General features: G+C 69.2%; 20 protein-coding genes. 7 read left to right on the forward strand and 13 right to left on the reverse strand.

The genetic code is table 11. From position 1 onward, the window contains the following. Positions 1–23 precede the first annotated feature (23 nt). Positions 24–920, forward strand: a complete 897-nt coding sequence (locus ACTJI6_RS06445) for a DMT family transporter (RefSeq protein WP_440798881.1) — start codon at positions 24–26, stop codon at positions 918–920. A 31-nt stretch (positions 921–951) separates the two neighbouring features. Here the strand turns inward: ACTJI6_RS06445 and ACTJI6_RS06450 are convergent, their stop codons facing one another. The 7 genes from ACTJI6_RS06450 to ACTJI6_RS06480 are packed head-to-tail and all read right to left on the reverse strand — an operon-like array spanning position 952 to position 8,862. After that, positions 952–1,899 carry an ABC transporter substrate-binding protein gene (locus ACTJI6_RS06450; RefSeq protein ID WP_440798883.1) on the reverse strand — a complete coding sequence of 316 codons (948 nt, stop codon included), beginning with the start codon at positions 1,897–1,899 and terminating at the stop codon, positions 952–954. 25 nt (positions 1,900–1,924) lie between these two features. Beyond that, positions 1,925–2,905 (reverse strand): ABC transporter permease, encoded by a 981-nt coding sequence (locus ACTJI6_RS06455; protein ID WP_126154289.1) that lies wholly within the window; start codon positions 2,903–2,905, stop codon positions 1,925–1,927. Further along, positions 2,902–4,389, reverse strand: coding sequence for a sugar ABC transporter ATP-binding protein (locus tag ACTJI6_RS06460; protein ID WP_440798885.1), 1,488 nt, complete (start codon positions 4,387–4,389; stop codon positions 2,902–2,904). The genes ACTJI6_RS06455 and ACTJI6_RS06460 overlap by 4 nt, the downstream gene beginning before the upstream one ends. Then, a complete protein-coding gene (locus ACTJI6_RS06465; protein WP_440798887.1) occupies positions 4,386–5,528 on the reverse strand; it encodes a Gfo/Idh/MocA family protein in 1,143 nt (380 codons plus the stop codon). Before ACTJI6_RS06465 ends, ACTJI6_RS06460 begins: the two co-directional genes overlap by 4 nt. Beyond that, positions 5,528–6,583 carry a sugar phosphate isomerase/epimerase family protein gene (locus tag ACTJI6_RS06470; RefSeq protein ID WP_440798889.1) on the reverse strand — a complete coding sequence of 352 codons (1,056 nt, stop codon included), beginning with the start codon at positions 6,581–6,583 and terminating at the stop codon, positions 5,528–5,530. Before ACTJI6_RS06470 ends, ACTJI6_RS06465 begins: the two co-directional genes overlap by 1 nt. Positions 6,584–6,595: 12 nt before the next feature. Beyond that, a complete protein-coding gene (xylA, locus tag ACTJI6_RS06475; protein WP_440798891.1) occupies positions 6,596–7,900 on the reverse strand; it encodes a xylose isomerase in 1,305 nt (434 codons plus the stop codon). Further along, positions 7,897–8,862 (reverse strand): LacI family DNA-binding transcriptional regulator, encoded by a 966-nt coding sequence (locus ACTJI6_RS06480; protein WP_440798893.1) that lies wholly within the window; start codon positions 8,860–8,862, stop codon positions 7,897–7,899. Before ACTJI6_RS06480 ends, xylA begins: the two co-directional genes overlap by 4 nt. A 410-nt stretch (positions 8,863–9,272) precedes the next feature. Here ACTJI6_RS06480 and ACTJI6_RS06485 point away from each other — a divergent pair, with 410 nt between their 5' ends. From ACTJI6_RS06485 to ACTJI6_RS06500, 4 genes are all read left to right on the forward strand, one after another. Further along, on the forward strand, positions 9,273–11,228 hold the full coding sequence (locus tag ACTJI6_RS06485; protein WP_440798895.1) for a BCCT family transporter: 1,956 nt from the start codon (positions 9,273–9,275) through the stop codon (positions 11,226–11,228). A 115-nt stretch (positions 11,229–11,343) separates the two neighbouring features. Then, complete coding sequence (locus ACTJI6_RS06490) at positions 11,344–12,060, forward strand: gamma-glutamylcyclotransferase (protein WP_440798897.1); 717 nt, start codon at positions 11,344–11,346, stop codon at positions 12,058–12,060. A gap of 97 nt (positions 12,061–12,157) precedes the next feature. After that, positions 12,158–13,180, forward strand: coding sequence for a nucleotidyltransferase family protein (locus ACTJI6_RS06495; RefSeq protein WP_440798899.1), 1,023 nt, complete (start codon positions 12,158–12,160; stop codon positions 13,178–13,180). Positions 13,181–13,258: 78 nt separating this feature from the next. Beyond that, positions 13,259–13,447, forward strand: coding sequence for a hypothetical protein (locus ACTJI6_RS06500; RefSeq protein ID WP_440798901.1), 189 nt, complete (start codon positions 13,259–13,261; stop codon positions 13,445–13,447). A gap of 30 nt (positions 13,448–13,477) precedes the next feature. Here ACTJI6_RS06500 and ACTJI6_RS06505 read toward each other — a convergent pair whose 3' ends face one another. Next, positions 13,478–13,915: a DUF1810 domain-containing protein gene (locus ACTJI6_RS06505; RefSeq protein ID WP_440798902.1), complete on the reverse strand. Its 438-nt coding sequence runs from the start codon at positions 13,913–13,915 to the stop codon at positions 13,478–13,480. A 773-nt stretch (positions 13,916–14,688) separates the two neighbouring features. On the opposite strand from ACTJI6_RS06505, the gene ACTJI6_RS06510 reads away from it, so the two are divergent. Next, positions 14,689–14,994, forward strand: a complete 306-nt coding sequence (locus ACTJI6_RS06510; RefSeq protein ID WP_440798904.1) for a restriction endonuclease — start codon at positions 14,689–14,691, stop codon at positions 14,992–14,994. Here the strand turns inward: ACTJI6_RS06510 and malQ are convergent, their stop codons facing one another. Then, positions 14,995–16,776 carry a 4-alpha-glucanotransferase gene (gene malQ / locus ACTJI6_RS06515; protein ID WP_440798906.1) on the reverse strand — a complete coding sequence of 594 codons (1,782 nt, stop codon included), beginning with the start codon at positions 16,774–16,776 and terminating at the stop codon, positions 14,995–14,997. Positions 16,777–17,011: 235 nt separating this feature from the next. Between malQ and ACTJI6_RS06520 the strand changes: the two genes are divergently transcribed. Beyond that, positions 17,012–17,872 carry a hypothetical protein gene (locus tag ACTJI6_RS06520; RefSeq protein WP_440798908.1) on the forward strand — a complete coding sequence of 287 codons (861 nt, stop codon included), beginning with the start codon at positions 17,012–17,014 and terminating at the stop codon, positions 17,870–17,872. A gap of 95 nt (positions 17,873–17,967) precedes the next feature. Here the strand turns inward: ACTJI6_RS06520 and ACTJI6_RS06525 are convergent, their stop codons facing one another. The 4 genes from ACTJI6_RS06525 to ACTJI6_RS06540 all read right to left on the reverse strand — a co-directional run bounded on the left by ACTJI6_RS06525 (position 17,968) and on the right by ACTJI6_RS06540 (position 22,569). Continuing rightward, a complete protein-coding gene (locus ACTJI6_RS06525) occupies positions 17,968–19,434 on the reverse strand; it encodes an NAD(P)/FAD-dependent oxidoreductase (RefSeq protein WP_440798910.1) in 1,467 nt (488 codons plus the stop codon). Positions 19,435–19,444: 10 nt separating this feature from the next. Next, entirely contained in the window at positions 19,445–20,758 is a 1,314-nt protein-coding gene (locus ACTJI6_RS06530) for a PQQ-dependent sugar dehydrogenase (protein WP_440798912.1), read from the reverse strand. Next, positions 20,755–21,198, reverse strand: coding sequence for a DUF2231 domain-containing protein (locus tag ACTJI6_RS06535; protein ID WP_126154307.1), 444 nt, complete (start codon positions 21,196–21,198; stop codon positions 20,755–20,757). Before ACTJI6_RS06535 ends, ACTJI6_RS06530 begins: the two co-directional genes overlap by 4 nt. Before the next feature lie 159 nt (positions 21,199–21,357). After that, a complete protein-coding gene (locus ACTJI6_RS06540; RefSeq protein WP_126154308.1) occupies positions 21,358–22,569 on the reverse strand; it encodes a replication initiation protein in 1,212 nt (403 codons plus the stop codon). Positions 22,570–22,576 lie beyond the last annotated feature (7 nt).

Below are 22,576 nucleotides of genomic sequence, written 5' to 3' on the forward strand. Positions count from 1 at the left end.
GCGGTTTGACGAAGGGGGCAAAGATGGCCGACAGCACGACAGCGCCCGCAAGGCGGTCCGACTTCGCCCAGGGGCTGATCTGGATGGCCCTGTCGATGACCGCCTTCATCGGCATGTCGGTGGGGTCGCGAGAGATGGCGGAAACGCTGTCGATCCGGCAGGTGCTGTTCTTCCGCGCGCTTGTCGGGCTGTTCGTGATCCTGGCCGTGGGACGGTCGTTGTTCCCCGAGGTGCGCCGCGCCGCGCAACTGCGTCTGCATCTGGCGCGCAACGTGATCCATTTCACCGCGCAGTATTTCTGGACCATCGGCGTGGTGCTGCTGCCGCTGGCCTCGGTCTTCGCGCTGGAATTCACCATGCCGATCTGGGTGACGCTGTTCGCCTGGCTGCTGCTGCGCGAAAGGCTGACCGGCCCGCGCCTGCTGGCGACGGTGGGCGGATTCATCGGCGTGATGGTGATCGTGCGGCCCGGCATCGGCATGGTCGATCCCGCCGCCGCCCTGGTTCTGATCGCCGCCGCCGGATACGGGCTGTCGCTGATCCTGGTGAAGCGCCTGACGCAGCACTGTTCGCCCGGCGCCATCGTCGTCTGGATGATCCTGATCCAGTTGCCGCTGGGCCTGCTGGCCGCGCTGACGGACTGGCGGCCGGTGGCCGTCACGGACATTCCGTGGATGGTGGTCGCGGGCGGCGGCGCGCTTGCGGCGCATTACTGCCAGGCCCAGGCCCTGAGGCGGCTGGACGCCTCGATCCTGATCCCCATCGACTTCCTGCGCGTGCCGATGGCCGCTGTCGTCGGATATTACTTCTATGCCGAGGCCATCGACCTGTGGGTGTTCCTGGGCGGCGGGATCATCCTGCTGTCGAACTTCCAGGCGGTGATGGCCGAACGGCGAAAGGCTGCGGTCGCGGCCCGGTGACAGGGCCGCGACGCCGGGCCGTTAGAAGCCGTCAGAACGGACTGTCGGGATAGTAGTAGGTCTCGGCGTTCTCGGGCGTGACCAGCACCGACCCGATGATGAAATCGCCCGACACCGGCGCCTGCGAGACCAGGCCCACGGCGGTGATCTCGATGGCGGTGGCGATCATCGCGGGGGGATAGGTGACGTTGGCGGGGATCATCGCGTCGCCGTCCATGGTGCGCTTGATCATTTCCTTCATGCCCGCGCCGCCCAGGACGAACTTGATGTCGTCCCGGCCCGCCGCCTCGATGGCGCCCAGCACGCCCACGGCCATGTCGTCGTCGGACGCCCAGACCGCGTCGATCTGCGGGTATTTCGACAGGAAGTCCTGCATGACGGTGAACGCCTTGTCGCGGTTCCAGTCGCCATGCTCCATGCCCAGGACTTCGATGTTCTTGCCCTCGATGGCGGCCTGGAAACCTTCGACCCGTTCGTTGTCGATGGTGGTCGGGATGCCGCGCAGCACGACGATCTTGCCGCCTTCGGGCAGCGCGGTCGCCATGTATTCGCCTGCCACCCGGCCGAAGCCGGGATTGTCGCCCGCGACATACAGATCCTCGATGCCCTCGACCGCAAGACCCCGGTCGACCACGGTGATCCAGGCGCCGGATGCCTTGACGTTCTGGACCGGCCCGGTCAGCGGCTCGGATTCGAAGGGCAGCACCACAAGCGCGTCGATGTTGCGGGTCGCCACCATGTCCTCGATGTCGTTGACCTGCTTGGCGGGGTCGGAGGCGGTCGCCAGCACGAAATCAAGCTGCGGATAGGTTTCCTCCAGCCGGTCCACGGTGGCCTGGGCGAAATAGTTCATGCCCCCCGCCCAGCCATGGGTCGCCGCCGGGATCGACACGCCGATCACCTTGGTTTCGCCCTCCTGCGCAAGCGCGGGCGCGGCAAGCGCGGCGGCGATGGCCAGCCCGGATACGAAATGCTTCATGTGTTTTCCTCCCATGTGAACCCGCTCAGCGGGCTTTGCCTTCGCGCTGCAAGACCACAGCGAGAACGATGATGGCCCCCTGAATGGCGCCGTTCAGGTAAGGCGATACGAAATCCGTCAGGTTCAGCAGGTTGCCGATCAGCGTCAGGATCAGGACGCCGATCACCGTGCCCCAGACCCGGCCGAAGCCGCCCTTCAGCACCGTGCCGCCGATGATGACGGCGGCGATCGCCTCAAGCTCCCACAGCATCCCGGTGGCGGAGGACGCGGACCCAAGGCGCGGCACATACATGATGGTGGCGAGTCCGACCAGCAGGCCAAGCGCGGCATAGGTCGTCAGCCGCACTCGGTCCACGCGCACCGACGAATACTTGGCCACCTGCTCATTCGATCCGATGGCCGCGCAGTGGCGGCCGAAGGCGGTGGAGCGCATCACGATCTCTCCGATCACGACCACCACGGCAAAGACGATGATCGGCCAGGTGATGCCGAAGATGCCGCCATAATAGACCGGCTGGTAGAGGCTGCGCAGGGCGAAATCCAGCGACAGTGTGCCGCCGTCCGCCAGCCATGTGACCAGGCTGCGATAGATGCCCATGGATCCAAGGGTGACGATGAAGGCCTCGATCCCAAGCCTGGTGATCAGGATACCGTTCAGCAGCCCCGCCGCAAGCCCCGCCAGCAGCGCGACAGCCATGCCAACCAGGATCACCGGGATGCCGACGCCCATGCTGGGCACCAGGCTGTTCATCACCAGGATCATCAGCCCGGCGATGAAGGCCGCCATGGAACCGACCGACAGGTCCAGCCCGCCCGCCGTGATGACGAAGGTCATGCCCACGGCGATGATGCCGATGAAGGCCGACCGGGCCAGGACGTTGGTCACGTTGTCCCAGCCCAGGAAATTCGGGTTCATCAGCGCCCCCGCGACGACCAGCAGGACCAGGGCCAGGATCGGCCCGATCACGGTCATGCGGATGCGCCGTGGCGCGGTTGCGTCGCTCATGCGGGTTCCCTTTCCGTGGCCACGCCCATGGCCAGCTTGACGATGGCGTCCTCGGTCGCGTCCGCGCCCAGCTCTCCGGTGATGCGGCCGTGGCGCATGACCAGGATGCGGTCGGACAGCCCGATCACCTCCTGCATCTCGGACGAGATGACGACGATGGCGCGGCCCTCGGCCGCAAGGCGGCGGATCAGGACATACATCTGCTGCTTGGTGCCGATGTCGATGCCGCGCGTGGGCTCGTCGATGACGACGATCTGCGGGTCGGCCAGCATGGTCTTGGCGAACAGCAGCTTCTGCTGGTTGCCGCCCGACAGATTGCCGACCAGGGCGCCGCGATGGCCGCGAATGTCGAAGTCGGCGATGGCCCGGTCCAAGGCGCGCTCCTCGGCCCCGGTGTCCAGCAGGCCCCGGCTGAATTTCGACAGGGCTTGCAGCGTCAGATTCTCGCGCAGCCCCTTGCCCAGCAGCAACCCGCGCGTCTTGCGGTCCTCGGTCAGGTAGCACAGGCCAAGCGCCTGGGCCTGCCAGGGATGGTCGACGCGGGCGGGCTGGCCGAAAATGCGCACGTCGCCGATGGCGGGGCGCAGCCCGCACAGCCCCTCGAAGGTTTCGGTGCGGCCCGATCCGATCAGGCCCGCGACGCCCAGAACCTCGCCCCGGCGCAGGGTAAAGCCGATGTCGCGGGAAAAGCCCGGCACGGTCAGGTTCGCGACCTGCAACGCGACCTCGCCCGGCGTGGAAACCTTGGCGGGGAACAGATCCGACATCTCGCGCCCCACCATGGCGTTTGCCATGGCGTGCTGGTCCATCGCCGCCGCCTCGCCGGTCCAGACCACGCGGCCGTCGCGCATGATGGTCAGGTCGTCGGCGATGGCCTCCACCTCGTCCAGCTTGTGCGAGGTGAACAGCACCGCCGTCCCCGCCTCGCGCAGGGCGCGCACCTGGCGCAAAAGGATCGCGGTTTCCGCCCGCGTCAGCACGGCGGTGGGTTCGTCCATGACCAGAACGCGGGTGTCGCGCAGCAGGGCCTTGGCGATCTCGACCATCTGCTTGTCGCTGTTGGACAGCGTGGACACCACCCGGTCGGGCGCCACGCGGCATTCCAGCCGGTCCAGCAGGTCGCGCGTCCGGGTGCGCATGGCAGGCTTGTCAAGCAGCGGACCGCGCTTCAACTCGCGGCCCAGGAAGATGTTCTGCTCGACCGTCAGTTGCTCGGCCAGGTTGAACTCCTGGTGGATCATCGAGATCCCCTGCGCCTCGGCCTGGCCCATGGTGGCGAAGCTGACGGGCTGGCCGTCCAGCAGCACCTGGCCCGACGAGGGCGGCTGGTATCCCGCCAGGATCTTCATGGTCGTGGACTTGCCCGCACCGTTTTCACCGATCAGCGCATGGACCCGACCGGGACGCAGGGCGATGTCCACGCCATGCAGCACCTCGATCGGGCCGAAGCTGCGGCTGACGTTTTTCAGCGCGAGCACGCTCACAGCGGCACCCAGGCGGCATTGTCGCGCGACGACCGGATGCAGGCGTCGATGAAGCGCATGCCCGCAAGCCCTTCCGCCAACCCCGGCAGCAGGTCCAGATCCGGCGCGCGTTGCCCGGCCTGCGCCGCCCGGATCGCCCGCGCGGCCCCGGCATAGATGTTGGCGAAGCCTTCCAGATAGCCCTCGGGGTGGCCGCCCGGCGTGCGGCTGACGGCATTGGCGGCGTCCGACGCCCCCGCGCCGCGCCGGGTCAGCAGGCGTTTCGGTTCACCGAAAGGGGTGAACCACAGATAATTCGGATCCTCCTGCCCCCATTCCAGCCCGCCCCTTTCGCCGTAGACGCGCAGGCGCAACCCGTTTTCGTTGCCCGGCGCCACCTGCGAGCACCACAGCATCCCGCGCGCGCCTTCGCGGAAGCGCAGCAGCACATGGGCGTTGTCATCCACCCGCCGCCCCGGCACGAAGCTTTGCAGATCCGCCGAGAGGCTTTCGACCGTCAGCCCGGTCACGAAACAGGCAAGGTTGTGGGCATGGGTGCCGATGTCGCCGATGGAGCCGCCTGCCCCGCTGCGGTCGGGATCGGTGCGCCATTCGGCCTGCTTGTTGGTGCCCGTCTGTTCCGCCGGTTCGGTCAGCCAGTCCTGCGCATATTCGACCTGGACGATGCGGATGGCCCCCAGATCCCCCGCCGCGATCATGGCGCGGGCCTGCCGGATCATCGGATAGCCGGTATAGTTGTGCGTCAGGATGAACAGCGCCTCGGAGGCGCGGATCGCCGCTTCCAGATCCGCCGCCTGGGCCAGCGTCGCCGTCAGCGGCTTGTCGCAGATCACATGGATGCCGCGCCGCAGGAAGGCCGCAGCGGCGGGGCCGTGGACATGGTTCGGGGTGACGATGGCGACCGCCTCGATTCCGTCGGGACGCGCGGCCTCGGCCCCGGCCATCTCCTCGAAACTGCCATAGCAGCGGTCGGGGTCCAGCCCCAGGGCCGCGCCGCTGTCGTGCGCCTTTTCCGGGGTCGAGGACAACGCCCCGGCGACCAGTTCGAATTCTCCGTCCAGACGCGCGGCGATGCGGTGGACCGCGCCGATGAAGGCGTCCTTGCCGCCGCCGACCATGCCGAGCCTGATGCGCGCCATTACGAAATCCCCAGCATCCGGCGGTTGGCCGCGTCATCGGTGCCGCCATCCGCGAAATCGTCGAAGGCCTTTTCCGTCACCCGGATGATATGGCTGCGCACGAATTCGGCCCCTTCCCGCGCCCCGTCCTCGGGGTGTTTCAGGCAGCATTCCCATTCCACCACGGCCCAGCCGTCGAAGTCGTTGGCAGCCATCTTGGAAAAGATCGCCCCGAAATCCACCTGCCCGTCGCCCAGCGACCGGAACCGCCCCGCCCGGTTCACCCAGGGCTGGAAGCCGCCATAGACGCCCTTGCGCCCGGTCGGGTTGAATTCCGCGTCCTTGACGTGGAACATGCGGATGCGGTCCTTGTAGATGTCGATATTGTCCAGATAGTCCAGGCATTGCAGGACGTAATGCGACGGGTCGTACAGCATGTTCGCCCGCGCATGGCCCCCCAGGCGGTCCAGGAACATCTCGAACGTGTCGCCGTCGTGCAGATCCTCGCCCGGATGGATTTCATAGCAGATGTCGACGCCGCAGCCCTCGGCATGATCCAGGATCGGGCGCCAGCGGCGGGCCAGTTCGTCGAAGGCCGTTTCCACCAGCCCCGCCGGACGCTGCGGCCAGGGATAGACGAAGGGCCAAGCCAAGGCGCCGGAAAAGCTGGCCATGGCGGTCAGGCCCAGGTTGCGGCTGGCGGTCAGCGCCTTTCTGACCTGATCCACGGCCCATTCCTGCCGCGCCTTGGGGTTGCCACGCATCTCCGGCACGGTGAAGCCGTCGAAGGCCTGATCATAGGCCGGGTGGACGGCGACAAGCTGGCCTTGCAGATGGGTGGACAGTTCGGTGATCTGCACGCCGTTCGCGGCGGCCACCCCCGCCACCTCGTCGCAGTAATCCTTGCTGTCCGCCGCCTTCGCCAGGTCGAACAGCCGGCCATCCCAGCTTGGCACCTGCACGCCCTTGTATCCGCAATCGGCCGCCCAGCGGGTGATCCCGTCCCAAGTGTCGAATGGCGCGGCGTCCCCCGCGAATTGCGCCAGAAACAGCGCCGGTCCCTTGATGGTCTTCATGGCTGTCCCCCTTCAGACATATCGGTTGACCAGATTTTCCAGGATCTCCTGCCGCCCCGACACGGGCTGCGGATCCAGACCCGCCGCCACGGCCCGGTCGGCGATGTCCTCCAGCGTCGCGCCGGGGGACAGCATCGCCTGCGCCTCGGGCCGCTGCCATCCGGCATAGCGGTCGCGGCGCGCCGCCTCCAGCCGGTCCTCCTCCAGCATCCTTGCCGCAGCCTCAAGCCCGCGCGCGCAGACATCCATCGCGCCGGCATGGGCCATCACCAGATCCAGCGGGTCCAGCGACTGGCGCCGGATCTTGGCGTCGAAATTGGTGCCGCCGGTGGTGAAGCCGCCGCCGCGCAGGATCTCGTAATAGGCCAACGCCACCTCGGGGACGCTGTTCGGGAACTGGTCGGTGTCCCAGCCCGATTGCTGGTCGTTGCGGTTCATGTCGATGGACCCGAAGATGCCAAGCGCGTTGGCCAGGGCGATCTCGTGTTCGAAGGTATGGCCCGCCAGGATCGCGTGGCCCTGTTCGATGTTCACCTTCACCTCGCCCTCCAACCCATGGCGCGACAACAGGCCATAGACCGTCGCCACATCGAAATCGTACTGGTGCTTGGTGGGTTCCTGCGGCTTGGGTTCGATCAGGATCGTCCCCTTGAAGCCGATCTTGTGCTTGTAATCGACGACCATCGACAGGAACCGGCCCATCTGGTCCAGCTCGCGGCCCAGGTCGGTGTTCAGCAGGGTCTCGTACCCCTCGCGCCCGCCCCACAGGACATAGTTTTCGCCGCCCAGACGGTGCGTCACGTCCAGGCAGTCGCGCACGGTCGCGGCGGCATAGGCGAAGACATCCGGGTCGGGATTGGTCGCGGCCCCGGCCATATAGCGGCGGTTGGTGAACAGGTTGGCGGTGCCCCACAGCAGGCGCGGCCCGCCGCCTTCCATCTTCGCGGCCATCAGATCGGCGATGCGGTTCAGCCGGTCGCGGCTTTCGCCAAGGCTGGCGCCCTCGGGTCGCACGTCGTGGTCGTGGAAACAGAAGAACGGCGCGCCCAGGATGCGGAAGAAATCGAAGGCGGCATCGACGCGGCTTTCGGCCAGATCCATCGTGTCGGCGGGAAACCAGGGACGGTCGAAGGTGCGCCCGCCAAAGGGATCGCCGCCCTCCCAGCCGAAACTGTGCCACCAGGCCACCGCGAAGCGCAGCTGATCCTCGGCCCGCTTGCCCAGGATCATCCGGTCGGGGTCGTAATGGCGGAAGGCCGGGCCGTCCGCATCGGGATCGAAGGCCAGCGGGGCGATGGGGTCGAAATAGCCGGTCATGGGATGTCTCCGGGCAGGTTGTCCTTGAAAAAGATCGCGGGCGTGATCGCGACGGGAGCCGGCGCCTCGCCATCGGCGATGGCCTTCATCGCATCAAGCGCGCGGGCGACCTCCTCGGCGGGTTTCTGGTCGATCACCACGTCGATCAGGCCGTCTTGCAGCGCCGCGCGCGAATGCGGGGTCAGTTCGTGCAGCACCACGAAGGGGCGGTCGCCGCCCCTCTCGCGCATCAGCGGGATCAGGCCGCGATTGCCCGCGCCGATAGAGTAAAGCCCGGTGATGCCCGGATCGTCGCGCAAGGCCTGTTCCAGCAGGGCGCGCATCCGGCCCGGATCGTCCGCGACCGCGATGGCGGGCAGCAGGCTGCCGGGGCCCAACACCTCGGTCGCGCCGGCCAAGCGGTCGCGGTGATCGCGCAGACCGGCGGATCCCAGGATCGGCAGGACGCGCGCGGGTCCGCCCCGATGCGCGATGCGGTGCAGCCGCCCCGCCGTCCGCCCCGCCACCAGATTGTCGATGCCGATATAGGCGCGCCGCGCGCCCGGACTGTCCGAGACCAGCGTCACCACCGGAATCCCGGCCGCCGTCAGCGCGTCGATCCAGTCCTGGTCCGCCCCCACCGTCACCGCGCAGTCGCAATCGGTCATCGGCTCGGTGACGTCGCGCAGGTCGATGGCGATCCGCTGGCCCGCGCGCCGTTGCGATTCCGCCAGGAAGGCGCGGCGGATCGCCGAAAAGAAGCCATGGTCGCCCTGCGGGACATAGGCCGCAAAGCGATAGCTGCGCCGCCGCGACAGGTTCGCCGCCGTCATGTCGCGGCGATAGCCCAGATCCTGGATGGCCTGGCGGACCCGCTGGATCGACTTCTCCGCCACCCCTCCGCGCCCGTTCAAGACGCGGTCGGCCGTCGAATAGCTGACCCCGGCAGCCCGCGCCACGTCATGCAGCGTCGGATTTCCCATGGACGATTGTTCCCCTTGGGATCAGCATCGGGGCGAAAATGACAGACGTCAATCATTTTCTTCTGAGGGTCGGCGCGCCTCGATTCCGTCCAGGCGCCAACGGCGGCGGGGTCGCAGGGGCGGATAGCAAGCATCATGGGGTGGCGGGGGTGTTCCCAAGCCTGATCCGGGATCGGCGGGCCGTCGACTGCGGACCGGCTTTTCCGGGTCAGGGGGTGGCCAAGCCCCGGAAACGGCGTTTAGAAGGGCGCTTCCCGACCTTGGGCCGCGCCTTCCGCGCGGTCTGCCAACCCACCCGCGGGCGGAACCGGCGACCTCACGGACGCGTTACCAAGACCCGCCGCCACGTTGCGCCGCCGCATCCGTCAGCCGCCACCGGCGGCCATCACGCCCTTACCAAGGAGAATTCCGTGCGCCTGACAGGTATCGCACCCCTGCCCTTTTTCGGCTCTGCCGTCGTGTCCCTGGCCCTGATCGCCTTTGCCATCCTCAATCCCGACGCCGCCTCGGCGCTGTTCCAGGTCGCCAACGACTGGGTGCTGAGAGAGATGGGCTGGTTCTACATGCTGGCCGTCGGCGGCTTCGTCATCTTCCTGCTGTGCCTGGCCATCAGCCCGCTGGGCAATGTCCGCCTGGGGCCGGACGAATCGGTGCCGGACTACAGCTATGGCACCTGGATCGCGATGCTGTTCAGCGCGGGCATGGGGATCGGCATCGTCTTCTATGGCGTGGCCGAGCCGATCATGCATTTCTCGAACCCGCCCGACGCGGCGCCCGGCAGCCCCCAGGCCGCCCGCGACGCGCTGAGCATCACCTTCTTCCACTGGGGCGTCCATGCCTGGGCGATCTATGCCGTGATGGGGCTGGCCCTGGCCTATTTCGGTTTCCGGCGGGGCGAGCCGCTGGTGATCCGCTCGGCCTTCCGGCCGCTGCTGGGGGACCGGGTGAACGGGCCGCTGGGCGACATGATCGACATCTTCGCGGTGGTCGGCACGCTGGCCGGTCTGTCGACCTCGCTGGGGCTGGGGGTCGCGCAGCTGAACGCGACCGGGGCCTATCTGTTCGGGCTGCCGCAGACCATCAACATCCAGCTTGGCCTGATCGCGGTGGTCACGCTGCTGGCGACGCTGACGGTCGCCACGGGGCTGGACAACGGCATCCGGCGGCTGTCCGAATTCATCCTGATCCTGTCCTTCGTGCTGATGGGGCTGATCCTGATCCTGGGTCCGACGCAGTTCCTGCTGCAAGCCTTCGTCGAGAATATCGGCCTTTACATCGACAGCTTCGTGACCCGGACCTTCCACATCTATGCCTATGAGCCGACCGACTGGGTGGGCAGCTGGACGCTGTTCTATTGGGCCTGGTGGATGTCCTGGTCGCCCTTCGTGGGGCTGTTCATCGCCCGGATCTCTCGCGGGCGGACGATCCGGCAATTCCTGCTGGGCGTGCTGTTCGCGCCCGCCGGCTTCAGCTGCATCTGGTTCACGATCTTCGGCGACCTGGCGATCTGGCAGGATCTGAACGCGGCCGGGGGCGCGATCTCTCGGACCGTGGCGGAAAACATGCCCATCGCGCTGTTCGCGGTGTTCGAATACCTGCCCGCCTCGGCTTGGCTGGCCTGGCTGGCGGGGCTGCTGGTGGCGATCTATTTCGTCACCGCATCCGACGCGGGCGCCCTGGTGATCGCCATGATCACCTCGAAGGGGGACGAGGAGCCGGTGCTGTGGCTGCGCGTCTTCTGGGCGCTGACCTGCGGCGGGGTCGCGGGCGGGCTGCTGCTGGCGGGGGGTCTGGACGCGGTGGAAATGGCGGCGGTGATCGCGGCGGCGCCCCTGTCGATCGTCATGGTCTTCATGTGCTTCGGCATCTGGAAGGGCCTGACGGACGAGGTGGCGCTGACCGCAAGCGCCGCCCTGCCCGCCGCCCCCCTGATCGGCGAGGGCAGCGCAAGCTGGCGCCGCCGCCTGGGCGCCATCGTCAGCCATCCGGGCAAGCGGCAGGTGACGGAGTTCATCGACAGGACCGTGACCCAGGCCCTGGACGCCGTGCAGGCGGAACTGGCCCGGCGCGGCCATGGCGGAGAGATCGCGCGAGAGGACGATGCCGTGATCCTGCGCATCGACCTGGGCGAGGGGATCAGCGATTTCCTGTATCGCGTCCAGCCGGTCAGCCGCCCGATCCCGTCCTTCGCGCTGACCGACGCCGCGCGCGGGGAAGGCGGGCGCAACCGCTATTACCGGGCCGAGGTGTTTCTGGCGCAGGGCAGCCGGGGATACGACATCTTCGGCTATGACCGAGAGGAGATCATCGCCGATGTGGTCGCCCATTACGACCGCTATCTGCATTACCTCTCGCTGCGGCCGTAAGACCCCTGCCGCCGCGCGAACGGGGCGGCGCCTTCCCCGCCATTGCCGGGTTTGCGCTTGGCTTGCGCGCGCCGACCCGGCAAAAGGAAGCCGACGCCGCCGTTCGGGGACTCCGATGACCACCTCTCGTCCGATCCTGCTGTCCGACCGCCACCTGGCCCGGATCGCCCCGGCCCAGGGGCCGCTGCACGATCCCCGCTGGCGGATGCTGGAGGACACCGATCTGGACCGCCTGGCGGATGAGTTGACGCGGGGGCGGCCCCGGCCGATCCCGATCTTCGCCTATGGCTCGCTCATCTGGAATCCGGGCTTTGCGGTGGGCGCGCGGCGGCGGGCCACGGCGATCGGCTGGCATCGCAGCTTTTCGATCTCGCTGGATCACTTTCGCGGCTCGCCGGACCGGCCGGGGCTGATGCTGGCCCTGGCGCGCGGCGGGCAATGCGAGGGGCTGGTCCTGGACATCGCCCAGGGAACCGAGGTCCAGTCCCTGCGCGACATCCTGCGCCGCGAGCTGGTGGCGCATGAACTGGCGGGCAATGCCTGCTGGATCACGGTCCAGACCGAGGAGGGGCGGCAAGAGGCGCTGACCTTCTATGCCGATCCGGTCGGCACTCTGACGGCGCGGCTGACGGTCGAGGAACAGGCGCGCAGGCTGGCCCGCGCGGCGGGCGCGGCCGGGTCGGGGGCCGAATACCTGCTGCGCACCGCGCGCGGGCTGGCCGAACACGGCATCCACGACGACTATATCTGGACGCTGCAGCAGCATGTCGCCCAGGAAATCGACACCGCCGTGGACGAATGCTTCATCGCCCCGGCCCGGCGAACCGACTGAGGCCGCCGGCGGCAGGGCGACCTGGTGCCCTGAACCCCGGCCCCTTGCGCTTGTGTGCAGCACGAATATATTTGCTGCACATGACCCAGGATGCCCGATGACCGTCCAGTCCCAATCTCGCGCGGCCCAGGTCGCCTATCAAGATCTGCTGCGCCTGCATCTGGAAGACAGCGCCTCGGACCTGATCGGCAGCGTCGAGGAACGGGTGCGCAACGGCCGCGTCTATCTGTACGACAAGTTCCGCATCGGCACCCAGATGAAAAGCCGCTATCTGGGCGAGGGGACGCCGGATCTGCGGCAGCGCCTGGCGCGGGCCGCCGACCTGAAGGCCCAAGCGGGGGACCGGCGGCGGGACATGGCGCGCCTGGCCCGCGTCCTTCGGGCCGAGGGCTTCATCGCGACGGACCGCGACACCGGATCGCTGCTGTCGGCCTTTGCCCGCGCCGGGGTGTTCCGGCTGGGCGGCACGCTGGTGGGGACCGCGGCCTATGGCCTTTACCAGGGCGAACTGGGCCTGCGCATGGGATCGGACGACCTGGCCCAGACCGGCGATATCGACTTCGCCAGCTTCCACCGGCTGTCGGTCGCGCTTGGCGACCGGGTTCAGGAAAACCCCGGCGAGATTCTGCAAACGCTGGAATTCGACCCGGTGCCGGGGGTGCAGGACCGGCAGGTCTGGAAATGGCGTCAGACGCGCGGCACCGCCATGGTGGAATTCCTGACCCCCGCCTTCGGCGACGAAAGCGTCAAGCCGCTTCCGGCCCTGGGGGTCAGCGCGCTGGCGCTGCATTACCTGAACTTCCTGATCGCGGATCCGATCCCGGCGCTTGCCCTGTATCGGTCGGGGGTGCTGGTCCAGATCCCGCGCCCCGAACGGTTCGCGATCCACAAGCTGATCGTGGCCGACCGCCGCAAGGGCGGGCCCGACCAGGCGAAAGCGCGCAAGGATCGCGGCCAGGCGGCCTTCCTGATCGAGGCCCTGGCCCAGGACCGCCCCGACGACCTGGCCGAGGCCCTGGAGGACGCCCGCTCTCGCGGGCCGCGTTGGCGCAGCCGGATCGAGGCGAGCCTGACCCGGATGCCCCGCAGCGCGGAAATCCTGCGCGATCTGGGGGCCTGATCCGGCCGGAACGGCGGAACAAAAGCCGCCCGAAGCCGGTTTCTCCTGCGCTGCCATCACGGCGGACGGAGGAAGGACATGGCCCGACAGGACGAACCCGGCAAGACCCCCGCGCAACCCCCGGCCGACAAGGACGGCGTCCTGCCCGACGGCATTCGCGGAACGACGCGCGACACCGGCCACACGGTCCCCGAGGACGAACACGAAGGCTTCCCCGACCCCACCAAGCCAAAGCACAGGCCGGGATCGCGCCCTTCGACCCCCTGATCGCGCCAGCCGCCCGTTCGGGGATGCCGGTCAGGCGATCCGGTCCCGCGTCGCGCGGCAGGGATTGCCGTTGAAGAATCGTTGCAGGATCCGGTCGAACACGTCAGGCGCGCCCGGAACCGCCGCGAACAGCGTGGCCGAGGATCGCAGCTTGGCCGCATCGACAGGCCCGAAGATCGCTTCGGCCGACAGGCCGTGATGGGCCAGCACGGCTTCCGCGCTGCGGATCAGCCGCGGCCCCAGGACCGGGTGGGCCAGATACCGCTTCGCCTCGTCCAGATTCGCGATGCCATAGCGCTGCGACATCGCCGACTGCCCCAGCCCGCGCAGTTGCGGAAAGATGAACCACATCCAATGGCTCTGCTTGCGCCCCTGCCGCAATTCGGACAGCGCGGTGTCATGACTGTCCTGCTGCGCCTCGACGAAGCGATCCAGCGAGGTGACCGGCGGCGGGGAACCATGCGGCATCCGGAAATTCCTTGTCCTGCCAAACCGCAACCGGGCCGCGCGCGATTGGTTCCGCCTTCCGATCGCCGCCCTCTTGCCGGAAGCGGTCACCCTCGTGTGCCGGGCCTTTCCGGGGACATCAGGCCGGCGACGGCCTGCGCGGGCAGCGCCTGGGCGGCATAGTCGAACGTGCCGGCGGTCATGACCTCTTGGGCGGCCCGCATCCGACAGTTCCCTGACCGAAAAGCGTGGCCCGGGGTCGCGGGCATCCCAGCGGCACGGAACATGAAGGAAACAGAAAACCGGCATCGCCCCCCGGCAAGGACCGCGTGATCAAAGCACCCCACCCGGATCCCGTGCCGCAGGCTTTCGCAGGGACCGATTGTCGACACGCGGATGCGGCGCTAGGGTGGGCGTCCTGGGCGATGATCGCGCCAGGGTTGTCCTTCCCGAAAGACGATGCGCCGCCTGCTTGCAACCGCCTTCTATCTGTTCCGCTATGGGGTTCTGTCGGCCACGCTGATCGTGATCGGGGGGTTCCTGATGGCCAGTTTCGCGGGCACCGGGCCGACCCCCGATGCCCAGCCCGCCCTGGCGGGGGTGGTGCTGGCCGCGCTGTTGCTGCCGGGACTGTTCCTGCCCCGCACCGCCGCGCGGCGGCGCAAGTCAGGGCGGCGGNGGGGCCGCGCGCCCGGCCCCGCGCCAGGTCCACGACGCCCCGGCCCAGGCCCAAGGCCCGCCCAGCGGCGCCGGGGGCGGCCTGTCCCCGCGACGGGCACGACTTCGAACGCTGGGTGGCGGGGCGGCTGGAGCTGCATGGCTGGCGGGCCGAGGTAACGGCGGGATCGGGCGATCAGGGCCTGGACATCATCGCCCGCCAGGGCGGCCGCCGGATCGGCATCCAGTGCAAGCGCTATGACGGCGCGGTCGGCAACAAGGCCGTGCAAGAGGCGTTCTCGGGCCGGGCCTTCCACCGGGTCGACGCCGCCATTGTGATCACAACCGGCCATTACACCGAAAGCGCCAAGGCCCTGTCGCGCAAGACCGGCGTGCATCTGCTGCATGTCCGCGACATTTCCCGGCTGCACCGGCTGCGCTGATCACGCCCTGGGCCGTTCCGCCGCGATCCCGGCGACGATGGCGCGAAACAGGCCGCTTGCGGCGATCTCCTCGGCCGTCCGGGCCAGGCGGGGCCGCCAGTTGGGATATTCGCCCTCGGTGCTGGGCAGGTTCACGGGGCGGTCGTCCCCCGCCAGATCCTCCAGCCGGACGGCCATCAGGCGGGCCGGGGTGCGCGCCACGAAGCGATGGACCGCCGCCACCAGGTCGGGCGGCGGATCGCCGTCCGCCCCCTCGCCGCCGTCCCACAGACCGGCCCCGGCCAGGGCGCGGATCAGCGCCCCCCGCTCGGCCGGGCGGGCCGCCGCCTGGTCGCGGGCGGCCTCTGCGCCGATCAGGCCGAATCTCTGGCGCAGGGCGATGTCCTGGCCGCCCCACCAGCCCCGGAAGGTCGGCAGGTCGTGGGTGGACAGGCAGGCCAGGGCCAGGTCGGGATAATCCCCTGGCGGCAGGAAGCCGCCCTTAGCGTCGCGTTCGAAGAACAGGATGCGATAGGACAGGATCCCCGCCGCCGCCATCACCGCGCGAAAGCCCGGCGGCACATTGCCCAGATCCTCGCCCACGACCAGGGCGCCGCTGTCCTGGGACGCCTGGGCCAAGGCGCGCAGCATGTCGTCCAGCGGATAGCGGGCATAGGCGCCCGCCTGCGGCCCCGCCCCCTTCGGGATCAGGAACAGCTGCCACAGGCCCATGGCGTGATCCAGCCGGACCGCGCCCGCCGGTTCCATCACACCCGCCATCAGCCTGCCGAATGGCGCGGCGCGCGATGCGGCCATCGCGGCGGGGGACAGCGGCGCCAAGGCCCAGTCCTGCCCTTGTTCGTTGAAGTAATCGGGCGGCGCGCCGATCCGCACATCGGCCAGCACATCGGGATTGCCCCAGCTTCCCGACCCGTCGGCGGCCTCGCCCACGGCCAGATCCAGATACAGGCCGATGCCCATCCCGGCTTCGGCGCAGGCGTCGCGGGCACGGGCCAGTTGGCGGGCCGTCTGGTCCTGCAACCAGCGATGGAAGCGGATCTCGGCTGCATGGTCGCGGGCGAAGGCCGCCACCTCGGCCGCGCCGGGATCGCGCCAAGCGGCGGGCCAGGCGGTCCAGCCCGCCCCCTGCCCCGCCGCGGCCATCCGCGCGGACAGCGCCTCGAACAGCGCGTGCCGGTCCAGCTCCGCGCCGCCCCGCGCCCGCGCCTGGTCCGAGGCATCAGGCCGCCCCAGCCGGTCCCACAGCGCCCGCAGCGCGTGCAGCTTGGCCCGCGCGACGCCGGGGTAATCGACCAGATCGGTCCTGCGCAGGCGGTCCACCGCGTCTTGGTCCATCATCGCTGGATCGAACCCCGCGATCCTGTCCACCGCCAGGTAAAGCGGGTTCAGGAACCGCCGGTTCGAGGGCGAGAACGGGCTGCACCGCCCCGGCGCGGCCAGGAACGGCGCGTGCAGCGGGTTCAGCCCGATGAAATCGGCCCCCTGCGCGCCCAGGATCGCCGCCAGATCCCACAGATCCGCGAAATCGCCGATGCCCCAGTTGCGCGCCGACCGCAGTTGATACAGCTGCACCGCCACGCCCCAGCATCGGCGGTCCCCGGGCAGGCGGCAGCGCGCGCCCGGGGGCGCCTCCAGCCGCTGCGGGGTCATCGCCGCGCCGGGACCGAAGGCCGAGATCAGCCGTTCCAGCGTGGCCTCGGGCACCCGGTGAAGCGTGCCGCCGACGCCTTCGTATTCGGGCTGGATGCCCAGGTTCCGCGCCCGTGCCGCGATATCGTCCATCAACCCCTCCTGCCCGCTGGGGACGAACGGGCCGCCGCAGGGATTGTTCCGGCCGGATCCTGTCCAAAAAGACAGCTTTCCCGGCACGTAAACTTCAGACATAAGGCGCTTATCAGCCAGGCGGCACAGTGTTCACGGTTTACGAGTTTCGCCGCCCGGCTGACAAATCCCCCCCTGCGCCAGCCTCCCCGCACCCGGCCCGCCCCGAGGCCAGGGGGATTTTTCGGACCCCGTTATGAACGCCCTGCCCTTCCCCGACGCCTTTTCGCCCCGGCCGGGCCAGCCCGCGACGATCCTGGCGGGCTTCGAATGCGGGCGGCTGCACTGGAACGGCCACGACCTGCTGCAGTCGACCGGGCACCTGCCCCAGGCGGCGATGGCCCATCACTATGACGTGGCCCGGCAGCAGGGCGCGGCGGGCGCGCGCGACGGGCTGTCCTGGCGCCACGACATCGCCGCGCGGGTGAATGCCGTGCCGCAGGGATTTCCGGTGATCTGGGATCTGGTCCATTTCGACGCCCCGCCGCGCCCCGCGCAGCACGCCCTGGCCTGCTGCCGCGCGCTGCCGCCGGGGGCCTGGGCGATCGCGGTCAACGAACCCTCGGTCGGGCGGCGGGTGTCGGGGATGACGCCGGGCCGCGCCACGGACATGGCGCTGCGGATGATGGCCGCCGCCGCCTGCCTGCCGGGCGGCCCGCGCTTCGCCACCTGCGACCCGTTCCACCACCTGCATCCCGCCGTGTTCCGGGCCACCGACCGGCTGGTGGCCAGCGGCCATGTGCGGATGGTCGGCGTCAACTATTACCCCCACCACGCCATCGAGCCCCTGCACCGGGTGCTGCGCGCGGTGGCCGACCGTTACCGTCTGCCGGTGATGATCACGGAAACCGGCTGGCACCAAGGGCTGCGGCGGGCTTACCGCCGCTTTCCGCATATCCGCGACCGCTGGGACTGGCTGGCGCATGTCCAGGCCGAGATCGCCCTTTCAGGCGTGCCCGTCGCGGGCCTGTGCTGGTATCCCTGGCTGGACATGCCCGCCTGGGACGACCCCGCCAAGGGCCGCTGGCCCTGCGGCTGGCCGGGACGGCAGGCGTGACGGCCCGATCGGGATCCATGATTGCTTTCTCAGGGGTGGCGGCCTTCCACGGCCACCCGGCCAGCCCCGATCCAAGGACCGGCCGGGCAACGGCGCTACTGGTTTTCCTGCGGCCCGCCGGGGGTCTTGTCGGCCTTGGCGGGATTCATCACGTCGAATTCCTCGGGCGAATGCGGCACGCCCTCGTGTTCGCCCTGGCCGTTCCGGCGGGGCGGATCGGTGGCGGGATTGGGGTGTTTCGGGGTCTCTCGGGTCATGGCGGTTCCTCCTGGACCATCAACCCCGGCGGCGGCTCCCGCGTTCCCGCCGGGCGGGCGCAGCGTCTCTCTCTGCGTGATCAGGCGGGCCGAGTTCTGGCGGGACAGGAAGCTCCACAGCCAGTTGATCGCCACGGCCAGGCGCGAGCGGACGCCGATCAGGAAATAGATATGGGCGATGCCCCAGATCCACCAGGCCAGCCGCCCGGTCAGCCGGATCCGGCCGAAGTCGATCACGGCGGCGTTGCGCCCGATGGTCGCCAGGTTGCCGCCGTGGCGGTACCGGAACGGCCCCGGCGCCGGCTGGCCCGCCAGCCGCGCGCGGATCAGCGCGGCGCCGTAACGGCCCTGCTGCTTGGCGGCGGGCGCCAGGGCGGGCACCGGGGCGCCGTCCTGGTCGACATGCGCGGTATCGCCCAGCACCAGGATCGCCGGATCGTCCGGCAGCGTCAAATCGGGGCCGACGATCACCCGCCCCGCCCGGTCGGCCGTCGCCCCCAGCCAGGCCGCCGCGGGCGAGGCCTGGACCCCCGCCGCCCAGATCACCGTCCGGCAGGGCACCGCCTGGTCGCCGATGCTCACATGCCGGGCCGACAGATCCGTGACCGGCTGGCCGGTCAGCACCTGCACCCCGCGCCGTTGCAGCGCGGCCGCCGCGTAATCGGACAGCGCGGGCGGAAAGACCGGCAAGATGCGTGGCCCGGCCTCGATCAGCATGATGCGGGCGGTGCGGGTGTCGATGCGGCGGAATTCGCGCGGCAGCACGCGATGGGCCAGGTCGGCGAGGATCCCCGCCAGTTCCACCCCGGTCGGGCCGCCGCCGATGATGGCGAAGGTCAGGTTCGCGTCGCGTTCGGCCGGATCCTCGGCCAGTTCGGCGCGCTCGAAGGCCAGCAGCAGGCGGCGGCGGATGGTGGTCGCGTCCTCCAGCGTCTTGAGACCGGGGGCGTCCGCCTCCCATGCGTCATGGCCGAAATAGGCGTGGCGCGCGCCCGTCGCCACCACCAGCGTATCGAAGGGAACCGGCGCCCCCTCCTCCAGCAGGACCAGCCGCGCCTGGCGGTCGATGCCGGTGACGCGGGCCAGCAGCGTGGTCACGTCGGGGCGGCGGCGCAGCACGCGGCGGATCGGCCAGGCGATCTCGGACGTGGCCAGCAGCGTGGTGGCCACCTGATACAGCAGCGGCTGGAACAGGTGGTGGTTTCTCTGGTCGATCAGCGTGATCCGGCAGTCCGCGCCGCGCAGATCCTGAACCAGTTGCAGGCCCGCGAAGCCTGCCCCCAGGACGACGACCCGATGCGTCACGGCCTGCCTCCTATGGCTGATCCGGCGCGATCCGCCAGATGGTGTTCGACAGGTCGTCCGCCACGATCAGCGCGCCGCGCGGATCGACCGTCACGCCCACCGGCCGGCCCCGCGTGGTGTCCGCGTCCAGCAGGAAGCCGGTGACGAAATCGACCGGATCGCCCGCAGGCCCGCCGTCCCGGAACGGCACGAACACCACCTTGTAACCGACCGGCTGGTCGCGGTTCCAGCTGCCGTGCATCCCCACGAAGACGCCCTCGGCGAAGTCCGCGCCCATCGCCGGGTCCGAGAAATCCACCCCAAGCGCCGCCACATGCGCGCCCAGGGCGTAATCCGGCACGATGGCCGAGGCGACCTTGCCCGGATCCTGCGGCTGCGCGCGGCTGTCGACATTCTGCCCCCAATAGCTGTAGGGCCAGCCGTAGAAGCCGCCCTCCTGCACGGCGGTCAGATAATCGGGCACCAGATCCGGGCCGATCTCGTCGCGTTCGTTGACCACGGCCCACAACTGGCCGCTGTCCGGCTGGATGGTCAGCGCGGTCGGGTTGCGCAGGCCCGTGGCATAGGGACGATGCGCGCCGGTCTGGGCGTCGATCTGCCAGATCATCGCCCGATCCTCCTCGGCCTCCAGGCCGCGTTCGGTGATGTTGCTGTTCGACCCGATCCCCACATACAGGAACCGCCCGTCGGCACTGGCCGTCATCGCCTTGGTCCAATGGTGGTTGATGACCGCGGGCAGTTCCGCCAGCGTCACCGGCGGGCCGCTGGCCTGGATCTGGCCGTCGGTATAGTCGAAGCGGACCACCGCGTCCTGGTTCGCGACATAGATGAAGCTGCCGATCTGCGCCAAACCATAGGGCGAATTCAGCCCGTCCGCGAATACCCCCTGCGTCTCATAGACCCCGTCGCCATCCGCATCGCGCAGCAGCGTCAGCCGGTCGCCGCCCGCCACCGGGCTTTTGCCCAGCGACTTGATGAAGCCCGCGATCATGTCCTTGGGACGCAGCGCGGGCGCGCCCTGGCCCTTGCCCTCGGCCACCAGAATGTCGCCGTTGGGCAGCACCAGCGTCTGGCGCGGGATCGCCAGATCGGTGGCGATGGCGGTGACGGAATAGCCCTCGGGCACGGTCGGCAGGTCGTCGCCCCAGCCCGCCGGGCGCGGGATCACCATGTCGGGCAGCAGCCCGCGCCGGGGTTCCGGCAGCACCGGATCGGCCCCGGTGACGGGCGAGTTGCCGGCGGGCGCCTGGCCCAGGGCGCCCAGCGGCAGGCCGAAAGGCAGGACGACAAGAACGGCGGTCGTCAGGACGCGGCGCATGGTCATGTCCAGCCCCCCGTCCCGTCCGCCCGGCGGACGCCGCCGAAGCCCAACCAGGACGCCGCAAGCGCCAGGATCGCCGCAAGCGCCGACAGCCACAGCCCCTCGGGCATCACGGCGAAGGCGTCCTTGGCATGGACCAGGGCATTCACCAGCCCCGCCGCCCACATCGCCAGCACCAGCACGAAATAGACGACCGGCCGCCGGTTGCCCCGCGCCCGGCGGCGGAACAGCCCGATCAGCGCCCACAACAGCACGAAGGCGCCGACCAGCAGACCCCCGGCATTCAGCCATTGCGCGAAGTTCGCCCATTGGATCTGGAAGCTGCGGGCATAGGCGATGTCGCTGGCCAGCGTTCCCAGAAACAGCGGAAAGGGAAAGGACAGCAGGATGGCGTGAAGCGGATGAATCGGCCTCAGGGGCACGGGGGCGGACAGGGCGACCACGGCGTTTTCCTTTTCTGCGGGCAGGTTCCAGGGTGAACGCAACTGGCGCGGGCAGGGTTTCGCGGAAACCGACGCCATCGCCCGATGGCAAAGGGCATCGCCACGCGGTGCCCTGTCCGCCCCGAACCGCCCGGCCTTCAAGGCCCGGTCAGCGCCCCCCTACTCCGCCCCCGCCATCGTGCCGGGCGCGATCTCCTCCCAGAATTCGGCGATGCGGGCGGCGTTCAGGGGCGACATCCAGCCATGACGCTCGAAATCCTCGCGCAGCCGGGCATCGGGAAGCTGGCTGGAAAACAGCCGCTTGTCGGCGTCGCGCTGCGTGGGCGTGCGGGCCTTCACCGCCTCCAGGATCCGGCGCAGCCGTTCGGCCCGAGGCGATGCGGACGGCACAGCCGACGCCACCGGCTGCGCCGGGGCCAAGGCCCCCTGCCCCGCCGGTGCGGCCGCCGCCGAACCGTCAAGCGCCGCCGTCAGATAGCCGATCTTGCTGCGCACGCCGTCCTTGCTTTCGACATAGGCCAGCTTGGCCAGCACCTGTTCCTCGCCATGCAGGTTCAGCCATTGCCGCGCCAGCCGGTCGCTGACGCCAAGCGCGCGCAGCCGGGCATAGACGGGGCCGTGCCGCGCCCCCGCCCCGTCGTCCAGATCCAGGATCGCCAGCTGCGGATTCTCGGCGATCAGGAAGCGGATGTCGGTGACGGCCCGGCCCGCCTTGCGCACCTCGGGCGTCACGACGATGTTGCTGGTCTTGTTCACCTCGGCCACGGCGGGCTTGATGATCTTGGCGTTCAGGTGCTTGAACGTCTCGTAATAGGCGGATCCGTCCACCCCCATCAGGCGGCGGAACAGGTCGATGGGCCACCAGCCCGTCGATCCGGTCCTGACGAAGCGATAGCAGTTTTCGTAAAGCGCAAGCGCATGCCCCGAGGTGAAGCGCCGCTGGATGTTCAGGTTGATCAGCGCGAAGACCTTGGGATCGTGCAGCTTTTCCGCAAGGGCCGGGGAATAGGCGTATTCGCACACGCCGCCGCGCAGCCGGGCGAAGGACAACAGGCTGGACACCCCCCATTCCTGCTGGCCCTTCTCGTCCAGCATGTCCCATTCCGCCACCGTTTCCGCCAGCCCCCGCAGCGACTGCTTCAGCGTGTCCATGTCGTTCGAATTGTAACCGATCATCAGGCACAGGGTGCGCGCGTCGATCTGGTGACGGGTGCTGGTGATCAGCGTGTCATAGGCATTGAGCAGCAGCACGTTCGACAGCTTGCGCTGCAACAGCGTCAGCTTGCCCGACACATGGATCGCCGCCACATGCTTCTTGACCGCGCCCCGGCGCAACGCGCCTGCCAGTTGATCGCGGGGAATATCCTGCATGGGCCGG

Origin of the sequence: Paracoccus sp. 22332 (assembly GCF_052045125.1) — a bacterium.
Classification (GTDB): domain Bacteria; phylum Pseudomonadota; class Alphaproteobacteria; order Rhodobacterales; family Rhodobacteraceae; genus Paracoccus; species Paracoccus haematequi_A.